The 15,916-nt window shown below is 65.0% G+C and carries 12 protein-coding genes; 3 read left to right on the plus strand and 9 right to left on the minus strand.

Annotated elements, in window-relative coordinates:
• Positions 1-63 precede the first annotated feature (63 nt).
• Positions 64-297, minus strand: a complete 234-nt coding sequence (locus G8O24_RS19260) for a hypothetical protein (protein WP_188101991.1) — start codon at positions 295-297, stop codon at positions 64-66.
• Between the two features lie 465 nt (positions 298-762).
• On the opposite strand from G8O24_RS19260, the gene G8O24_RS19265 reads away from it, so the two are divergent.
• Complete coding sequence (locus tag G8O24_RS19265) at positions 763-1,260, plus strand: hypothetical protein (RefSeq protein ID WP_188101993.1); 498 nt, start codon at positions 763-765, stop codon at positions 1,258-1,260.
• A 75-nt stretch (positions 1,261-1,335) separates the two neighbouring features.
• Here the strand turns inward: G8O24_RS19265 and G8O24_RS19270 are convergent, their stop codons facing one another.
• The 5 genes from G8O24_RS19270 to G8O24_RS19290 form a co-directional block, all read right to left on the minus strand.
• Positions 1,336-2,118 carry a class I SAM-dependent methyltransferase gene (locus G8O24_RS19270; protein WP_188101995.1) on the minus strand — a complete coding sequence of 261 codons (783 nt, stop codon included), beginning with the start codon at positions 2,116-2,118 and terminating at the stop codon, positions 1,336-1,338.
• Between the two features lie 58 nt (positions 2,119-2,176).
• Positions 2,177-4,540, minus strand: a complete 2,364-nt coding sequence (locus G8O24_RS19275) for an efflux RND transporter permease subunit (protein WP_188101997.1) — start codon at positions 4,538-4,540, stop codon at positions 2,177-2,179.
• Positions 4,541-4,760: 220 nt separating this feature from the next.
• Positions 4,761-5,546, minus strand: a complete 786-nt coding sequence (eutC, locus tag G8O24_RS19280) for an ethanolamine ammonia-lyase subunit EutC (RefSeq protein ID WP_188101999.1) — start codon at positions 5,544-5,546, stop codon at positions 4,761-4,763.
• Complete coding sequence (locus G8O24_RS19285; protein ID WP_188102001.1) at positions 5,543-7,129, minus strand: B12-binding domain-containing radical SAM protein; 1,587 nt, start codon at positions 7,127-7,129, stop codon at positions 5,543-5,545. The genes eutC and G8O24_RS19285 overlap by 4 nt, the downstream gene beginning before the upstream one ends.
• 148 nt (positions 7,130-7,277) lie before the next feature.
• On the minus strand, positions 7,278-8,660 hold the full coding sequence (locus G8O24_RS19290; RefSeq protein ID WP_188102003.1) for an ethanolamine ammonia-lyase subunit EutB: 1,383 nt from the start codon (positions 8,658-8,660) through the stop codon (positions 7,278-7,280).
• A 299-nt stretch (positions 8,661-8,959) separates the two neighbouring features.
• On the opposite strand from G8O24_RS19290, the gene G8O24_RS19295 reads away from it, so the two are divergent.
• Positions 8,960-10,690, plus strand: a complete 1,731-nt coding sequence (locus tag G8O24_RS19295) for a methyl-accepting chemotaxis protein (RefSeq protein ID WP_188102005.1) — start codon at positions 8,960-8,962, stop codon at positions 10,688-10,690.
• A 365-nt stretch (positions 10,691-11,055) separates the two neighbouring features.
• Positions 11,056-12,573 carry a M81 family metallopeptidase gene (locus G8O24_RS19300; RefSeq protein WP_188102007.1) on the plus strand — a complete coding sequence of 506 codons (1,518 nt, stop codon included), beginning with the start codon at positions 11,056-11,058 and terminating at the stop codon, positions 12,571-12,573.
• Positions 12,574-12,925: 352 nt separating this feature from the next.
• Here G8O24_RS19300 and G8O24_RS19305 read toward each other — a convergent pair whose 3' ends face one another.
• The 3 genes from G8O24_RS19305 to G8O24_RS19315 all read right to left on the minus strand — a co-directional run bounded on the left by G8O24_RS19305 (position 12,926) and on the right by G8O24_RS19315 (position 15,836).
• Positions 12,926-14,491: a sodium:solute symporter family transporter gene (locus G8O24_RS19305; protein ID WP_188102009.1), complete on the minus strand. Its 1,566-nt coding sequence runs from the start codon at positions 14,489-14,491 to the stop codon at positions 12,926-12,928.
• Positions 14,492-14,500: 9 nt separating this feature from the next.
• Complete coding sequence (locus G8O24_RS19310) at positions 14,501-14,794, minus strand: DUF485 domain-containing protein (RefSeq protein ID WP_188102011.1); 294 nt, start codon at positions 14,792-14,794, stop codon at positions 14,501-14,503.
• A 94-nt stretch (positions 14,795-14,888) separates the two neighbouring features.
• Complete coding sequence (locus G8O24_RS19315; RefSeq protein ID WP_188102013.1) at positions 14,889-15,836, minus strand: LysR family transcriptional regulator; 948 nt, start codon at positions 15,834-15,836, stop codon at positions 14,889-14,891.
• Positions 15,837-15,916 lie beyond the last annotated feature (80 nt).

Here is a 15,916-nt window from a genome sequence, read left to right on the forward strand (position 1 = left end):
GCCCTATGCGGATCCGGCCTGAAAAGGCGGCCCGCGGCCGCCTTTGTGGGCCAGTGGCCGAGCTTACTGGTTGTGGTTCTTCAGGACTTGGTCGCAGGCCTGCGAGATCTTGGCCCGGTTCTCCTTGAGGCAGGCCAGGATGGTGAAATCGCCCTGGTCGATAACCGGACGGCAGAACTTCTGCACGTCGCGCGTGCAGGCCTTCTGCTCGGCGTCCGTGCCACGCCCCTGCTGGGCGAACGCAGCCGTGGACAGGGTTGCCGACAGCACGGTGAGAGCGACGAGAAGCTTACGCATTGTATTCCTTCATTCTGACGGCAGAATCGCACCAATCCCGGACAGCACAGGGCCGACGGAACAGATTGTTCTGATGGCAAGTTACCGCGGGATGAGAGCGGCGCCGGAGAAGGCCACAAGCGCTGGCAATTGCGGCCAAATTGGCGCCGCGCCTGCCAAATCAGGGCTTCCCTCAACCTTCATTGACAGATGTAAGGGATTGATACTACGTCATAATTCTGGCAGGCGGTGTTTTACTGCATACCTGTTGCAGCGCTGCATCTGTCGGCCCGGCCGTTTGAGCCAGAAGCACATGGAAACAAAGAGAAATCGGGATGGACCGTGGCAACCGCTCCGAGAGCAACACGCCACGAACGGTCAGGCCTTGAACCCTCTTGAACCTGACACCGGCTCACAACACTAAACTTTCGATGTGGCGAGACGTCCCTTGACGAAGAGACGTCGTTCCAAAACGGGATATTGATGATGACATTCTTTGGGCGATCTGGACATGCGATCAAGGCGGCCGGCATTGGGGCTGCACTGCTCTTCTCGGTTACTGCAGGCCACGCGCAGTCGTCCGGACCGTTCGCCGGTTTCGACGGGGCATGGACCGGCACCGGCACGGTGTCGCTGTCCGACGGTTCGACCGAGCGCATCCGCTGCAAGGCGGATTACAAAGTCGCCGGCAGCGGCCTCGGCCTCAAGCAGGCCCTGCATTGCGCGTCCGACAGCTACAAGTTCGACCTCACCAGCGACGTGACGAGTCAGGGCGACCGCATCTCCGGCAATTGGAGCGAGTCGAACCGCAACATCTTCGGCAATCTGCAGGGCACCGCGGGCGGCGGCCAGATCGACGTGTTCGTCGAAGCCAACGGCTTTGCCGCCAATCTGTCGCTGCGCACCAACGGCTCCAAGCAGACGGTGCAGATCTCGTCGAAGGGCGAGATCCGTGGCGTCAACATCACGATGACGAAGGGCTGATCGCCATTCTCGTTTCCAAGAGGAACGAGCCTCCGGTTCTCGCGAGCCGGGGGCTTTTTGCTGAGATGGATTGGCTTACGGCTTGCGTGCGACGCATTCGCAGCGGCACCTGAAGTAGATCGCGTCCGGATTGCATCCCCAGGCGTCCCAGCCGGCAAGCGCCGCCTCAATCTCCTCGTTGGTCGCTAGCTCCTTGTGGAGAAGCTGCGGGCCGAGACCAAGCAGGCTCCGCCTGGCATCTGCAACCGCTTCCGCACGGCTTGCTGCATCGGCACTGTGATTGACATAGCTCGCGCCGGCCCAGACCGGAGTGAAGCCGTGCGCGCGAAGAATGCTGCTCTGCCGGCGGCCGAAGCGAAGCGCGTCCGGATCGTCATGCTCATACCAGCGCTGCCAGAGTTCGAGCGCGAGGCGCACGCCCTCGAGCTCAGGATAAAGAATGTTGCCGCCGACATCGGCGTCACGCGTGCCAAGCATCCCGCCCGGCTTCAGCACGCGACGCGCTTCGGCAAGCGTTCGCGTCAGCGCTGCCGGGCCCTGATGATAGAGCACCGCATGAAAGAAGACCGCGTCGAACGCGGCGTCCCCGAATGGAAGCGCGGTCATGTCGGCTTCGACGAAGGAAAGATTGGTTGCGGCCGATGGCGCGGCAATCTGCCGGGCCGCAGCGAGCGGGTGCGGCTCGATATCGACGCCGATGGCGATGCCAACCATTTCCGCAAGCGCGGCCGTGATGGTTCCCGGGCCGCAGCCGATGTCGAGCAGCCTCATGCGAGGGGCCAGGAACGGCGCGAAGAAGGCGGCTGCCTCGCCGCCCCGCTTTTGCTGAAACGCCGTGATCGCGCTGTCATGCCGCATGAGATGTCCCGAGCCGCAGCCAGTGTGCTGCGATTCGGTGGCCGCCTAATGACCCCGGTCAGATCGCCGGCTTGTCGCCCTGCAGCTTGGCGTGCAGATTGATCAGCCACATCGCCGTCGGCCGCAGGATGAAGAGGTCGGCGACCAACGCCGCCACCATCGAGAAGGCGCTGAGCCAGCCGAACAGCCGCAGCGACGGCAAATCCGAGAAGACGGTGACGACGAGGCCGCAGGCCAGCACCACCGTGGTCAGGATCAGCGCCGGGCCGACCAGCACCGTCGCGCGCTCCACCGCGAGCGCCGAGCCGACGCCCGGCTTGCTCTCCAATCGCAAGCGGTTGAGGAAGTGGATGGTCGCGGACAGGCCGAGGCCGAACGAGACGGTGAGCGCGACGACGCTGGCGAATTGCAGCCCCTCGCCCATCGCCCACAGCACCGTTCCCGACATCACCACCGGGAAGATGCCCGGCAGGATACAGGCGAACATCACCACCCAGGAGCGGAAGGCGAGGCCGATGAAGATGGCCACCAGCGCGAATTCGACGGTGAGACCGCGGTTCAGCTTCTCGATCATGCCGGCGGAGTTGCGCGCGGCGATCGCGGCAAGGCCGGTGACGGCAACCTCATAGCCCGGATGCTTCTTGCGGACGGCATCGAGCTCGGCATCAAGCTTGTCGACGATCGGCAATAGCTGGCTGGAATCCTTGTCCGGCACGCGGCCGGCTACGACCACCGCGTCCTGCTCGGCGTCGATGAAGCGCCGCACCAGATGCTCGGGGATGACGTTGACATACTCCTTCAAAGTGGCGACGTCGTCGCTGCCGGCCTTTTCGGCGAGCCAGCGGCGCAGCGTCTCCAGCGACCAGACATTGCCGACGCCCGCGGCCTTCTCGACGGTCGCATGCACGTCCGCGATGGTCTGCAGCGTCTCCGGCGAGTAGAGCGATTCACCCTTGGGGAACTGGATCAGCACGTTGACCGGATTGGCCCCGGTCAGCTTGGCGTCAAGGCGGTTGCTGGCGGCGACCGCCTGGCGCTTGTCCGGCACCTGGTCGGCGAGCCGGTAGCGCGGCTGAAGATTGGCATAGATGACGCCGAGGCTGGCGACGAACAGCAGCGCGATCAGGCTGAACAGGCCGGGCCGGCCGACCATGCGCACCGCGATCCAGTAGCAGAAATTGCGCAGCGCCTGCACGCCGGCATCCGCGCTCTGGAACTTGACCGCAAAGATCTTCTCGTTGCGCACGAACAGCACGCCGAACACCGGCACCAGCGACAGCACCGTGACCAGCGCGATGATGGTGGCAGCGAGGCCCGCCTCGCCGAACTTGCGGATCAGGTCGGAATCGGAGAATTGCAGCGCGATGAAGGAAATGCCGGCAGTGCCGTGCGTCAGCACGCAGGCCGGGCCGACCACCAGCACCGCGTTCTTGAACGCGGTGAACTTGTCCTGGCCTGCGATCAGCCGGTCGCGCGCGGCGAAGGTGAGCTGCATCGAGTCCGAGAACGAGATCACCATGATGAGCGGCGTCATCACGTTCAGGAACATGTTGAGATTGAAATTGGCCCAGCCGAGCGCGCCGAGCGCGATCAGGATCGCGATCATCGGTGGGAACGCCGCCACCACCATGAACGAGATCTTGCGGAAGAAGATGATGGCGATGATGCAGCCGGCGAGAATGCCGAGAATGTTGTAGGTCAGGCCGTCACGCTCGACCGCGTTGCGGATCTCGAGCTGCATCACCGGAACGCCGGAGAGTTGCGCGCTGAGCCCGGTGTCGCCGAGATCATCCTTCATCAGCGCACGGATATCGCCGACGGTCTTGCCGAGCTTGCTGGAGGCAACCACCTCCGGATCGAGCGAGAGCACGATCAGCGCGAGCGTGCCGTCCTCGGACAACAGCTTGCCGCGGATGATCTCGTTGTTTTTGACTGTTTCGATGAACTTGTCATAGGCCGCGCCCTCGGGCAACTCGGCCGGGAACAACGCGGCCGGCAGCTTGCCCGGCGCCGGCGCCTGGCGCGCCGAAAACAGCGAGACCAGGCCGCGCGTGCCCTCGACCAGTTGCATGTCGGTGACGAAGTCGCGCAGCTTCTCGAGGTTGTTGCGCGCCAGCAGGGTCTTGCCCTCGACCACGACGAGGACGTCGAATTCCTCGGCCGGGAACTTCTTCGTCACTTCTTCGTACTGGCGGAATTCGCGGGTGTTGGAACGGAACAGCTGCGACAGCGAATCGTCGATCTTGATCCGCTCGATGCCGAACACGGCGCCGACGATGAGGGCGAGCAGGATGATGCAGGAGACGATCGGCGCCCGGACCGCAATCAGCCCGAGACGCTCCAGTCCGAAGGCGATGGAGGACGCAGGCCCCTGCTCGACCTTGTCGACATGAACCTCACTCTCGCTGTGCTTTTCGAGCATGCCTTGTCCAGTTCCTCAATCGGCTCTAGCTGTGAGCTTACTGCGCTCCGCGAACGGCTTGAAAACGCCATACCAAGGGGAGGCTTGCCAATGGGAGGCTGGCCCTTTGAAATTGCGCGGAAAATCGCCGGCAGCGGTTTAGCAGGTCAATCACCCTTCTCGCAAGCACGCCAGGGGTCTCCGAATCGATCAAGATGCAGCGATTTTGCCGGAATGCCCGTCATTCGGGCAAAGCCGTGCCAATTCGACGCGGCGCACGGTCGGCGCTCTCGTCCTTGAGCGCGACGCCGGTGAGCCGTCGCGCCAGCCCCTCCCGGACCAGCCAGGCGATCTTGAGCGCCGCCTCGTCATAGCTCAACCCAGCCTTGTGGATGTTGGACACGCAATTGCGCTCGGCATCGGTCAGGCCAGGCTTGGGCGCGAAAGTCAGATAGGCACCAAGGCTGTCGGGCGCAGACAGGCCCGGCCGCTCGCCGATCAGCACCAGGACCATGCGGGCGCCGAGAATAGCTCCGATCTCGTCGCCGAGCGCGACCCGCGCGCCTGAAGCGACGACGACGTGGCCGATCACGACAGCCTCGCCCTCGCCGAGCCGCCGCCGCAAGCTCTGCAGCAGCGCGAGGCCATGGGCGTGGATCGCGGCGGCCGACAATCCATCACCGATGACAATCGCAAGCTGACAGGGCGCCGTGGCACTCTCCGCCAGTGCCGCAGTGGAGCCCGCATCGAGCTGCCGTCCGAGATCCGGCCGGCGCAAATAATCGGTTCGATCGGCGGCCCGGCTCCTGACCTCGGTGACGGCAAGGCCGAGCGCCCTCACCGCGGCCGCGAGATGTGGCGCGTCGAAGGCGGCATGCACGGCATCGCGGGCGCGGGCGTGGGCCAGCGTGAAATCGAGCAGCGGCTTGGTCGGCAGGCTCGCACCGCTGCGCCCGAGCGCGACGCGCGCAGGCGTGAACGATCTGAGATCGACGATCGGGCGCGCCGGAACGGGCTTGTCGCTCATTCGGCCGGCACGGACGCTTCGCGCAGCCGGATCGAATAGTTCGAGGCGTTCTGCTTGCCGCTGGTGGCCGCCCGCGCAAACGTGATGAGATGATGCGCGATCATGGTGCAGCCGATCAGCCCTTCGATGTCGCCGCGCTTGATGCGTCCCAGCGCAAACTTCCAGAACACGCGCCTGTAGTCGCCGAGCACCCCCACCTTCCAGAAGATGTTGCGCAGCATGACGAGCCCGCGACGGATGTTCGGCCAGGTCTTCATCTCGTCCGGCACCGGCATCTTGAGGCGATGCACATAGACATTGTCGCATTGATACTGGAAGCGGGCGTAGACCTTCTCAGGCTCGTAGGCGACGCTCATGGCGTGTTTCCAGGATGCGACGACCTCGTCATAGGGCAGCAGGAAATCGACATTGGAATCGCGACCATCGTCATCGACCAGGCGCCCTTCCTTTTCCAAACGGTCCCATAGCGGCGTCTTCGGCAGCGCCTGGAGCAGGTTGATCGTGAGCAGCGGAATCCGCGACTCCTCGACGAAAGCAAGCAGCGCATCGCTCGTGTTCGGCTTGTCGGTGTCGAGCCCCATGATGATGCCCGACACCACCTCCATGCCGTAGGAGTTGATGGTGCGCACGCCCTCCAGAATCGGGACCATCATGTTGTGGTCCTTCTGCATGGCCTTCAGCGCGTCGGGATCCGGCGTCTCGATGCCGCAGAAGATGGTGATGAAATAGGCCTCGCGCATCTTCTCGAGAATTTCCGGGCGTTTTGCGATGTTGAGCGTCGCCTCGCAGGCGAGCCGCATCACGTAGCCGGTCTTCTTCTGCCATTCGATCAGATGCGGCAGCAGGTCCATCGCGGCCTTGCGGTTGCCGATGAAATTGTCGTCGACGAAATAGACCGTGTCGGTCATGCCGCATTCGCGCAGGCGGTCGAGCTCGGCGATGATCTGCTGCGGCGTCTTGATGCGCGGATTGCGCCCGTACAGGCCGGGGATGTCGCAGAACTCGCACTGGTAGGGACAGCCGCTCGAATACTGGATGCTGCCGAGGAAGTACCGTTTCACGTCGGCCAGCTCATAGGCCGGGATCGGAAACTCCGTCATCGGCACGCGGTCCTTGGTGGTCAGCACCACCTGGCTTTCGGGCCGCGACGTGTCGCGCGAAAGAATCGCGATCAGCTCATTGGTGGCGTCGCCGAGCTCGCCGACATGGAGATAGTCGAACGCGGGATAATAGTCCGGACAGGCGCTGACCGACGGACCGCCGAGCGCGACCGGCAGGTCGAACTCGTGAGCACGGCGGCAGATGTCGTTCATCTGCTGGCGCTGGATGTGCATGCCGCTGACGAACACGGCTTCCGCCCATTCGAACTCTTCCCTGGTCGCGCGGCGGAGATTTTCGTCGACGAATTTGACCTGCCACTCCTTCGGCAGATAGGCCGCCAGCAGCAACAGGCCCTGCGGCGGCATGAAGGCGCGGACGCCGTCCGTCAGCGGATAGGCATGCTCGAAAGTGCCGAACGAGGACGTGTAGCGCGGAAACACGCAGAGAATCCGCCGGGACGTACCGTTGCTTTCAGCTCGCATTGAAGCTCCCCCGCCACTCGACCCTGGTTGCGGAAATTGCCAGCCAGACACACAGCGTAATGCTGGCGGTGGAATTTCTCAATATTGTGGCGTGAGCATAATTCCTGGAGGCAAAGATGGTTTCCTGACGGCCGGGCGGTTCGCAGCGTCACGCAATCAGCCGCGAGGCAAAATCGGGCAGCAGGCCTGCGTCGCCGGCCAGGCGGAAATCGCCGCCTGCAATGCCCTGTTGGGCCAGCCAGTCGTCGAATTCCGGCGCGCGCCGCAGGGAGAAGACGTCCCGGACATAGAGCGCGTCATGAAAAGATGTCGACTGATAGTTCAACATGACGTCGTCGGCGCCCGGCACCCCCATGATGAAGGTAACGCCGGCGGCCGCGAGCAGCGTCAGGAGATTGTCCATGTCGTCCTGGTCCGCCTCGGCGTGGTTGGTGTAGCAGATGTCGATCCCGAGCGGCAGGCCGAGCAGCTTGCCGCAGAAATGATCCTCCAGCCCGGCGCGGATGATCTCCTTGCCGTCGTAGAGATATTCCGGGCCGATGAAGCCGACCACGCTGTTGACCAGCAACGGGGCGTAGGCGCGGGCCACCGCATAGGCGCGCGCCTCGCAGGTCTGCTGGTCGACGCCGTGATGGGCCCCCGCCGACAGCGCCGAGCCCTGCCCGGTCTCGAAATACATCACGTTCTCACCGACCGTGCCGCGCTTCAGCGACAGCCCGGCCTCGCGCGCCTCCTTCAGCAGCGCAAGGTCGACGCCGAAGCTGCGGTTCGCGGCTTCGGTGCCGGCGATCGACTGGAAGACGAGGTCGACAGGCGCACCCTGCCCGATCAGCGACAGCGTCGTCGTGACATGGGTCAGCACGCAGCTCTGCGTCGGAATCGTCAGCCGCGCGATGATTTGATCCAGCAGCCGCAGCAATTGGCCGATGACGGCCGGATCGTCGCTTGCCGGATTGATGCCGATGCAGGCATCGCCCGCCCCGAGCAGCAGGCCGTCGACGATCGAGGCGGTGATGCCCTTGGCATCGTCGAAGGGATGGTTGGGCTGGAGCCGTGTGCTCATCCGGCCCTTCAGGCCAATGGTGTTGCGGAAGGCGGTGGTCACCTGGCATTTCCGCGCGGCCAGGATCAGATCCTGGTTGCGCATCAGTTTCGAGACCGCGGCCGCCATCTCCGGCGTGATGCCCGGCGCAAGCCTTCGCAAGACCTCGGGCGTGGCGGCGTCCGACAGCAGCCAGTCGCGAAAGGCCCCCACGGTCAGCGACGAGACCGGCGCAAAGGCCTTGGCGTCATGGCTGTCGATGACGAGGCGGGTGACCTCGTCGGCCTCGTAGGGGATGACCGCTTCGTTCAGGAATTGAGCCAGGGGAACGTCCGCGAGCGCCATTCGCGCGGCGATCATCTGCTCGGCGCTCACAGCGGCGAGCCCGGCCAGCCGGTCGCCGGAACGCGGCGGCGTCGCCTTGGCGAGGAGGTCGCGCAGGTCGGGAAAGGTGTAGGTCGTGGCGTCGATGGCGTGGCGGTAGACCAAAGGCCCCTCCTGAAATCACCGGCCAGTGGCCTGGCCCAGATGATAGTCCCGACGGAAGGGAATACGCGCTCGGCGGCCTCCGTGCACGCCGATGTTTGGTGCAGGCCGCGGGCAATCTGCCGGAAATCGATAGACCCGAGGCAACCGGCTGAAATGCCGCGTATTTCCGCGGGCATCCCCGGCGGTTCCCGGGGCCTCGCGTTAACACCACGTCCATCTTAGTTCCGCATAGTTTTGCATCAATTTCCACACGACCTGACTCACCGGCCGCTGCTGGCCATTCCAGACCCCTGAACACCATGACATCAGACCGATCCGGGAATGCCGCTTCGCTGGCAGGCCGCTTTACGCTTGCCACCAAGCTCTACGCGATCTTCGCGCTGTTCGCCCTGCTGACCGCGGCGATCGCGATGCTGTCCGACTACAACAGCCGCCGCAGTGCCGACCTGACCAATGCGATCGAGACGGCCAATGCGGCCGCGCTGAACGTCGAGCGCGTCAACTCGCTGGTCTATGCGGTCGTGATGGAATCGCGCGGCGTCTACATGTCGACCGAGCCGGCGGTGGTGAAGAAATACGGCGAGGGCCTGCTCAAGTTCAACGAGCAGATCCTCAGTGTGGTGAAGGGATGGGAGGGCATCGTCAAGTCCGACGACGCCGCGCAGTTCGCGACCTTCAAGCAGCGCATCGAGCAGTTCGTCGACTTCCGCAAGGAGCTGGTCCGCCGCGGCGTGGAGATCAACGCCGCCGCGGGCCGTGAGTGGGGCGACAACGACGCCAACCGCGCGGTGCGCTCGGCGCTGAACAAGGATCTCGAGGCGCTGTCCAAGGTCTATGCCGAGCGTGCCAGGCAGATCGCCCTCGAAACCGAAACCAACCGCACGCTGTCCTTCGTGCTGACCTGCCTCGGCGGCGTGGCGCTGGCCCTGGTCGTGATCGGAATCATCATCATCGCCCGTTCGATCGCCCGGCCGCTCGCCGCCATCACCGCCACCATCAAGCAGGTCGCCGACGGTGCCGAGAATGTCGTGGTCCCGCATGCCGGCCGCGCCGACGAGATCGGGGCGCTGGCGCGTGCCATCGAAGTGTTCCAGGACGCGATGGGGCGCAATCGCAAGCTCGCCTCGCAGGTTTCGCAGGACTCCGCCGCGCGCGAGCAACGCGCGCGTCACATCGAGCAATCCGTCGAGACGTTTCGCGAGGCGATCGGCGCGATCATGCGCGGCCTCAGCGACAACGCCAGTGTCATGCGCGAGACCGCGCAGACCATCACCCGCGTCACCGCGGATGCAAGCAGCCGCGCCGGCACGGCCGCCAATGCCACCGAGCAGGCCTCGCACAACGTCACCGCGGTGGCGGGTGCGGCCGAGGAGCTTTCCGCGTCGGTCGAGGAGATCGGCCGCCAGGTGCGCCAGAGCGCGGGCGCGGTCGAGCAGACCGGCCAGCGGACCGAGAAGTCGATCGCCGAGATCGAGAGCCTGGCTGCCGCCACGCAGCGCATCGACGGCGTGCTGACCCTCATCCAGACCATCGCCGAGCAGACCAATCTGCTCGCGCTCAACGCCACCATCGAAGCCGCGCGCGCCGGCGAGGCCGGCCGCGGCTTCGCCGTCGTCGCCCACGAGGTCAAGGCGCTGGCGGGTCAGACCGCCAAGGCCACCGCCGACATCAGCGAGAACGTCGCGATGATCCAGGCCTCGACCCGCAACGCGGTCGACGCGGTCCGCGAGATCGGCGGCGCGGTGCGCGAGATCAACGAGGTCACCACGGCCATCGCCGGCGCGGTCGGCCAGCAGGACGCCGCCACGCGCGAGATCTCCTCCAACGCCCAGTCGGCCGCGCAGGGCAACGAGACGCTGGTGGCCAACATCACCTCGCTGCGCGATGCCATCGGCGAGACCGACACGGCCGCCGCCTCCGTGCTGACGGCCGCCAGCAGCGTGACCGCGACCGCCGAGACGCTGTCGCGCGAGGTGGAAAAGTTCTTCCAGAACCTGCGTGCGGACAGCCGCACCGCCAAGGCGGGATGACGGCGCATCGTCATCCCGCGAGGCCGCAGGGCCTTCGCCAACAGATTTCGAAAACAACCCCATGCACAGTAGCCGGGGCGAGTGACATCAACGGCTTGGCCGTCCATATCCGCCCGACTGCTGATTTTTCGAAATCAAGTTGACTCGTCGGGCAAAACACGGGCATAATGTCACCATCGGCGCGACCCGCGTGTCTTCCCGGATCGGCCGGCGACCTTCCCCTCACTGCGGCCGATAGCAGCGTCCTCGGGACGTCCATGCTTCAATTGGCGTTTTGCCTCGTCCCGCGATACTGATCCCTTGCGGAGACCGACGCGTGCCGGCGCGGCCGAACTTTGCATAGAGCAAGACCAAGAAGGAATCCCATGAGCCAGACGCGGCGCGTTCTCTCGGCGCAAGTCGCCCACGAGACCAATACTTTCTCCATCGTTCCGACGACGCTCGAGGACTATCGCAAGCGGCTATTTCTGCTTGATGCCGAGATCGCCGGCGCGCTGGCCGACACCCGCATGGAGATCGCCGCGCATCTGGCCGCAGCCAAACGTTACGGCTGGACGCTGGTGCAGCCGGTCGCCGCCGCGGCCACCCCATCCGGGAAGGTGACCGCCGAGTGCTGGGCCGAACTGCAACGCCTGGTCTTCGATGCCTGCGAAAAGGGACCACTCGACGGCGTCATCCTCGCATTGCACGGCGCGATGGTGACCGAGACCGACGACGACGCCGAGGGGGCGCTGCTCGAAGGACTGCGCAAGCGTCTCGGCGAAACCATCCCGATTGCGGTGACGCTCGATCTGCATGCCAATGTCACCGAACGGATGGGCCGGCTGGCCAGCATCATGCTGCCGTACCGAACCTACCCGCATATCGACCAGTATGAGACGGCGTTCCGCGCCGCCGAGCTGCTGCAGTCGGCGATGGACGGCACGACCCGCCCGAAAGTCTTCCGCCTGCAGGGACCCCTGCTGGACGGATGCAATCATGGCCGGACCCAGGGCGGCGTGATGAGCGACCTCTTGGCGCGCGCCGCTTCCATGCAGGCGCAAACGCCCGGCCTCTTGTCCGTCGATGTCTGCGCGGGCTTCAGCCGCGCGGACATTGCCGAGGTCGGGCCCAGCGTCCAGGTCACTTTCGATGCCTCCCACAACGCCGCCGAGGCGGCCGCGCGGCAGGCCGCCTCGGCGCTCCACGACGAGATGGTCCGCCGGCGCGCCGAGGTGACGGTCACGCCGCTCGACTTGCCGGCCGCGACAGAGCTTGCCGTCGCGGCCGCAGCCGACGTCGCCGATACCCGTCCCCTCGTGATCGGCGACTTCAGCGACAACCCGGGTTCGGGCGCCTACGGCGATGGTGTCCGCCTGCTGGAGGCGCTGCTGCAAGCCGAGGTCCGCAGCGTGCTGTTCGGCGTCCTCGGCGACCCTGAAGCTGCGGCCCGCTGCCATCTCGCCGGCCTTGGAGCCACGCTGGATATCGTCCTCGGTGCCAAGCGCCATCCCGCCAGCTACGGACCTCCGCTCACGCTGACCGGGCGGGTGACCGGCCTGTCGGACGGCGCCTTCGTGTGCGAGGGGCCGATGAATGCCGGTCAGCCCATGACGCTCGGCCCCTCAGCCTTGCTCGAGGTCGACGGCATCTCCATCGCCATTTCGACCAACACGCTGCAGACCTATGATCAGGAGATGTTCCGCATTCTCGGGGCAGAGCCGGCGGAGTTCCGCATCGTCGCGGTCAAGTCCGCACACCACTTCCGTGCGGCGTTCGGGCCGATGGCCAAAGAGGTGATCCTGGCCGATAGCGGCGGCCTTGCCACCAACGACCTCTCCAAGCTGCCCTACCGGAAAGTCCGCCGTCCGATCTGGCCGCTCGACGAGCTGCCGGCGGGATGAATCCGAATGGAGCCCGGAGCCCGAGGCTCCAGCCGGTCTCCTGCGCGACGACAACGAAAAGCCCCGGCGCGAAAGCCGAGGCTTGCGATGCAGTTCGCGTACATCCGGCGAACCAATCGTCGAAGGGAAGATTAGCCGGCAAGTTTGAACGGATGATGACGAAGCTGGCAACGGCAAGATGTCGCGGTGAGCCAGAGCCGGATCATCCGGTCGCGCCGCGGAGATAGGTCTGGGCCCGTTCAAGCAGACGATCGATCGAATCATTGGCGGTATCGAGCACCAGATGATTCCGATCCCAGGGCTCATAGTGTCGGCTGACGATGTCATTCCAGCGCCTGGCCGGTGCCCCGGCCTAGTCCCGCGGCACCGGGACCGGTTGTGCGCGTCCGAACAGGATGCGCTCCTGCAGGGCTGCGAAGGTCGCATCTGCGTTCGTTTCGGTCGTCAACAGCGAAACCACGATCGCAACCCAGAACGACAACGGCATGCAGATGATGGCCGGGTTGCGTAGCGACACGAACCACCAGGCGTTTTCCACCTGCGCCAGCGTCTTGCCGAGGACGTCGACCTGGATGGTCGGCGACAGCACGATGAGCAGCAGCGAGCTCAGCGTTCCCACCAGAATGCTGGCCACTGCGGCCGAGGTCGTGAAGCGGCGCCAGGTGATGGCGAGAACGAGCGACGGGAAGTTCGCCGCGCACGCCACCGAGAATGCAAGTCCCGCCATGAAGGCCACGTTCTGGCCTTCGAAGGCGACCCCGAGGACGACGGCAAGCACGGAGATCAGGACGGTCGCGATGCGCGCGACCTTGAGCTGCTCCGCCTCGGAGGCGGTGCCGTTGCGCACCACGTTGGTCCATACATCGTGGCACAGGGTGGCGACGCCGGACAGGGTGAGACCGGCAACGACTGCGAGCATCGTCGCGAACGCCACCGCGCAGATGAAGCCGAAGAAGGCGTTGCCGCCGACGGCGAGTGCAAGCAGCGGCGCCGCCATGTTGCCGCCACCGCCCGCCTTGGTGACCGCCTCGGGGCCGACCAGGACCATCGCGCCGAAGCCAATGATGAACACCATGAGATGGAAGAAGCCGATCAGGCCCGTGGCATAGAGGATCGACAGGCGCGCCGCCTTGGCGTCGCGCACCGTGTAAGCCCTCATCAACACATGCGGCATCGCGGCCGTCCCGAACATCAGGCCGAGGCCGAGCGAAACGGCGTCCCATTGGCCGGAGACCACCCGCGAGCCGGGCTGAAGCACCTTTGCTCCGTATTTCTGCGACGCAGCCGCAAACAGTTTCAGCGGGTTCATGTCGAAATGGGTGAGCACGAGAAAGGCAAGCAGCACGCCACCCGCCATCAGCAGCGCCGCCTTGACCACCTGCACCCAGGTGGTGGCGAGCATGCCGCCGAACAGCACGTAGACCAGCATGACGCTGCCCACGAGCACCACCGACCATGCGTAGGACAGGCCGAACAGCAGCTTGATCAGCGATCCCGTCGCGACCATCTGCGCGATCAAATAGAACAGGATCACCGCGAGGGTTCCGACCGCCGCAGCGACCCGCACCGGCCTCTGCCGCAAACGATAGGCCACCACGTCCGCGAAAGTGAAGCGGCCGACATTGCGCAAGGGCTCGACGATCAGGAACAGGATGATCGGCCAGCCGACCAGCCAGCCGATCGAGTAGATCATGCCGTCAAAACCGTTCGAGGTGACGATGCCGGCAATGCCGAGCAGCGCGCCGGCGCTGAGGAAGTCGCCGGCCAGGGCCCAGCCATTCTGCCAGGGCGTCACCTCGCCGCCGGCCGCGAAGAAGTGTTCGGTCGTGCGCGTGCGCCGCGCCGCCCAGTAGGTGATCAGAAGGGTGAGCGCCATGAAGGCGAAGAAGAAGCCGATCGAGATCGCATTGCTGCCCATGTCGTTCCCCTATCGATCAAGATCGCGCAAAGCCGGATCGAACACCCGGTTGGCCCACAGCACATAGACAAGACACAGCAGGAACGAGCTGACGATGACGAGCGGACCGAGCAGGATGCAGAGTGACAATCCCGGCGCCAGCAACTGGCCCAGCAGCGGCTTGTCGAACGCAAACAGCGCCATGAAGGTGAAATAGATGACGATCATCGCACCGCTCAGGCCGAGCGCGATCCAAAGCCTCTGCCTCGCCAGCGCTCGAGCCTCGCCCCTTGCCCTGGTTGCCGTATCACTCCGTGCGTCCATTGCGGTTCTCGATGTTGCGTGCCGGCGGATCTGACCGGCAAACTCGGCCGCCGGCGGTTGAAGGCACCTTCCGGCCCGCCCGCAACAAAGGGAACTACGGATTTTTGCAATCTGCCGTGCGCATCTGCGGCATCGGCGCGAGTCCCAGCTGCATGTCCGGGTCGTTCTTCAACGTGTTGCGCAGAAAGGCGCGGACGGCGCGGATGCGCGGGGCGAACTGGAGATCGCTGTGCACATTCAGCCAGACCTCGCGGCTGGTCGAGGCAAGACCTGGCAGCACGGGAATGAGGTCCGGCCTGCCGGCGATAGCGAAGCTCGGCAGCAGCACGATGCCGAGCCCGCCCGCGGCGGCGTTCATCTGCGCAATCATGCTGTTGGAGTGGAAGGCGATCCTGGGCTCCTCGATGACGTCGTCAAGCCATCGCACCGAATCCACCTGGATCAGGTCCTCGATATAGGAGACGAACCAGTGCTGCTCGAGATCGCGCAAGCTTTCAGGCGCGCCGTGGCTGTCGAGATAGCTCCGGCTCGCGTAAAGCCCGAGGCCAAACTTGCCGATTCGCTCCGAGATCAGCCCCGGGCCTGGCGGCTGGAAGAACGACACGAACAGATCGGCTTCGCGCTTGTGGACATAGACCGTCTGCGCCGAGGTCACGAGCTCCACGGTCAACTGCGGCATGGTCTTGCGCAACGCGCTGAAGCGTTGCGCCAGGTACAGCGAGGCGATGCCCTCCATCGTCGCAAGCCGGACCGTGCCGGCGAGCCCTTCGGTGTCGCCGATGCTGGCCTCTTCGTGAATGGCGATGATGGCGCTCTCGACCTTCTCGGCATGGCGCAGCAGCCGCTCGCCAATCTCGTTCAGCCTCAATCCGGTGCGGTGGCGCTCGAACACGGCCGTGCCGAGCGAGGCTTCCATCTGGGCGATGCGCCGGCTCACCGTGGAGTGATCGAGCCGCAACCGCTTGGCGGTCTGGCTGAGATTGCCGGCGCGGGCGGCGTGCAGAAAGACGCGCAAATCATCCCAGTTGAGCGTGTCGAACATTGCGGACTCCTCGCGAACTTCAGGCAGGGATGTGCAATTCCTGTTCCAGACTTGTCCTGCTTCGGATTTGGCGACCGATC

The organism is Bradyrhizobium campsiandrae (genome assembly GCF_014529705.1).
Lineage (GTDB): Bacteria > Pseudomonadota > Alphaproteobacteria > Rhizobiales > Xanthobacteraceae > Bradyrhizobium > Bradyrhizobium campsiandrae.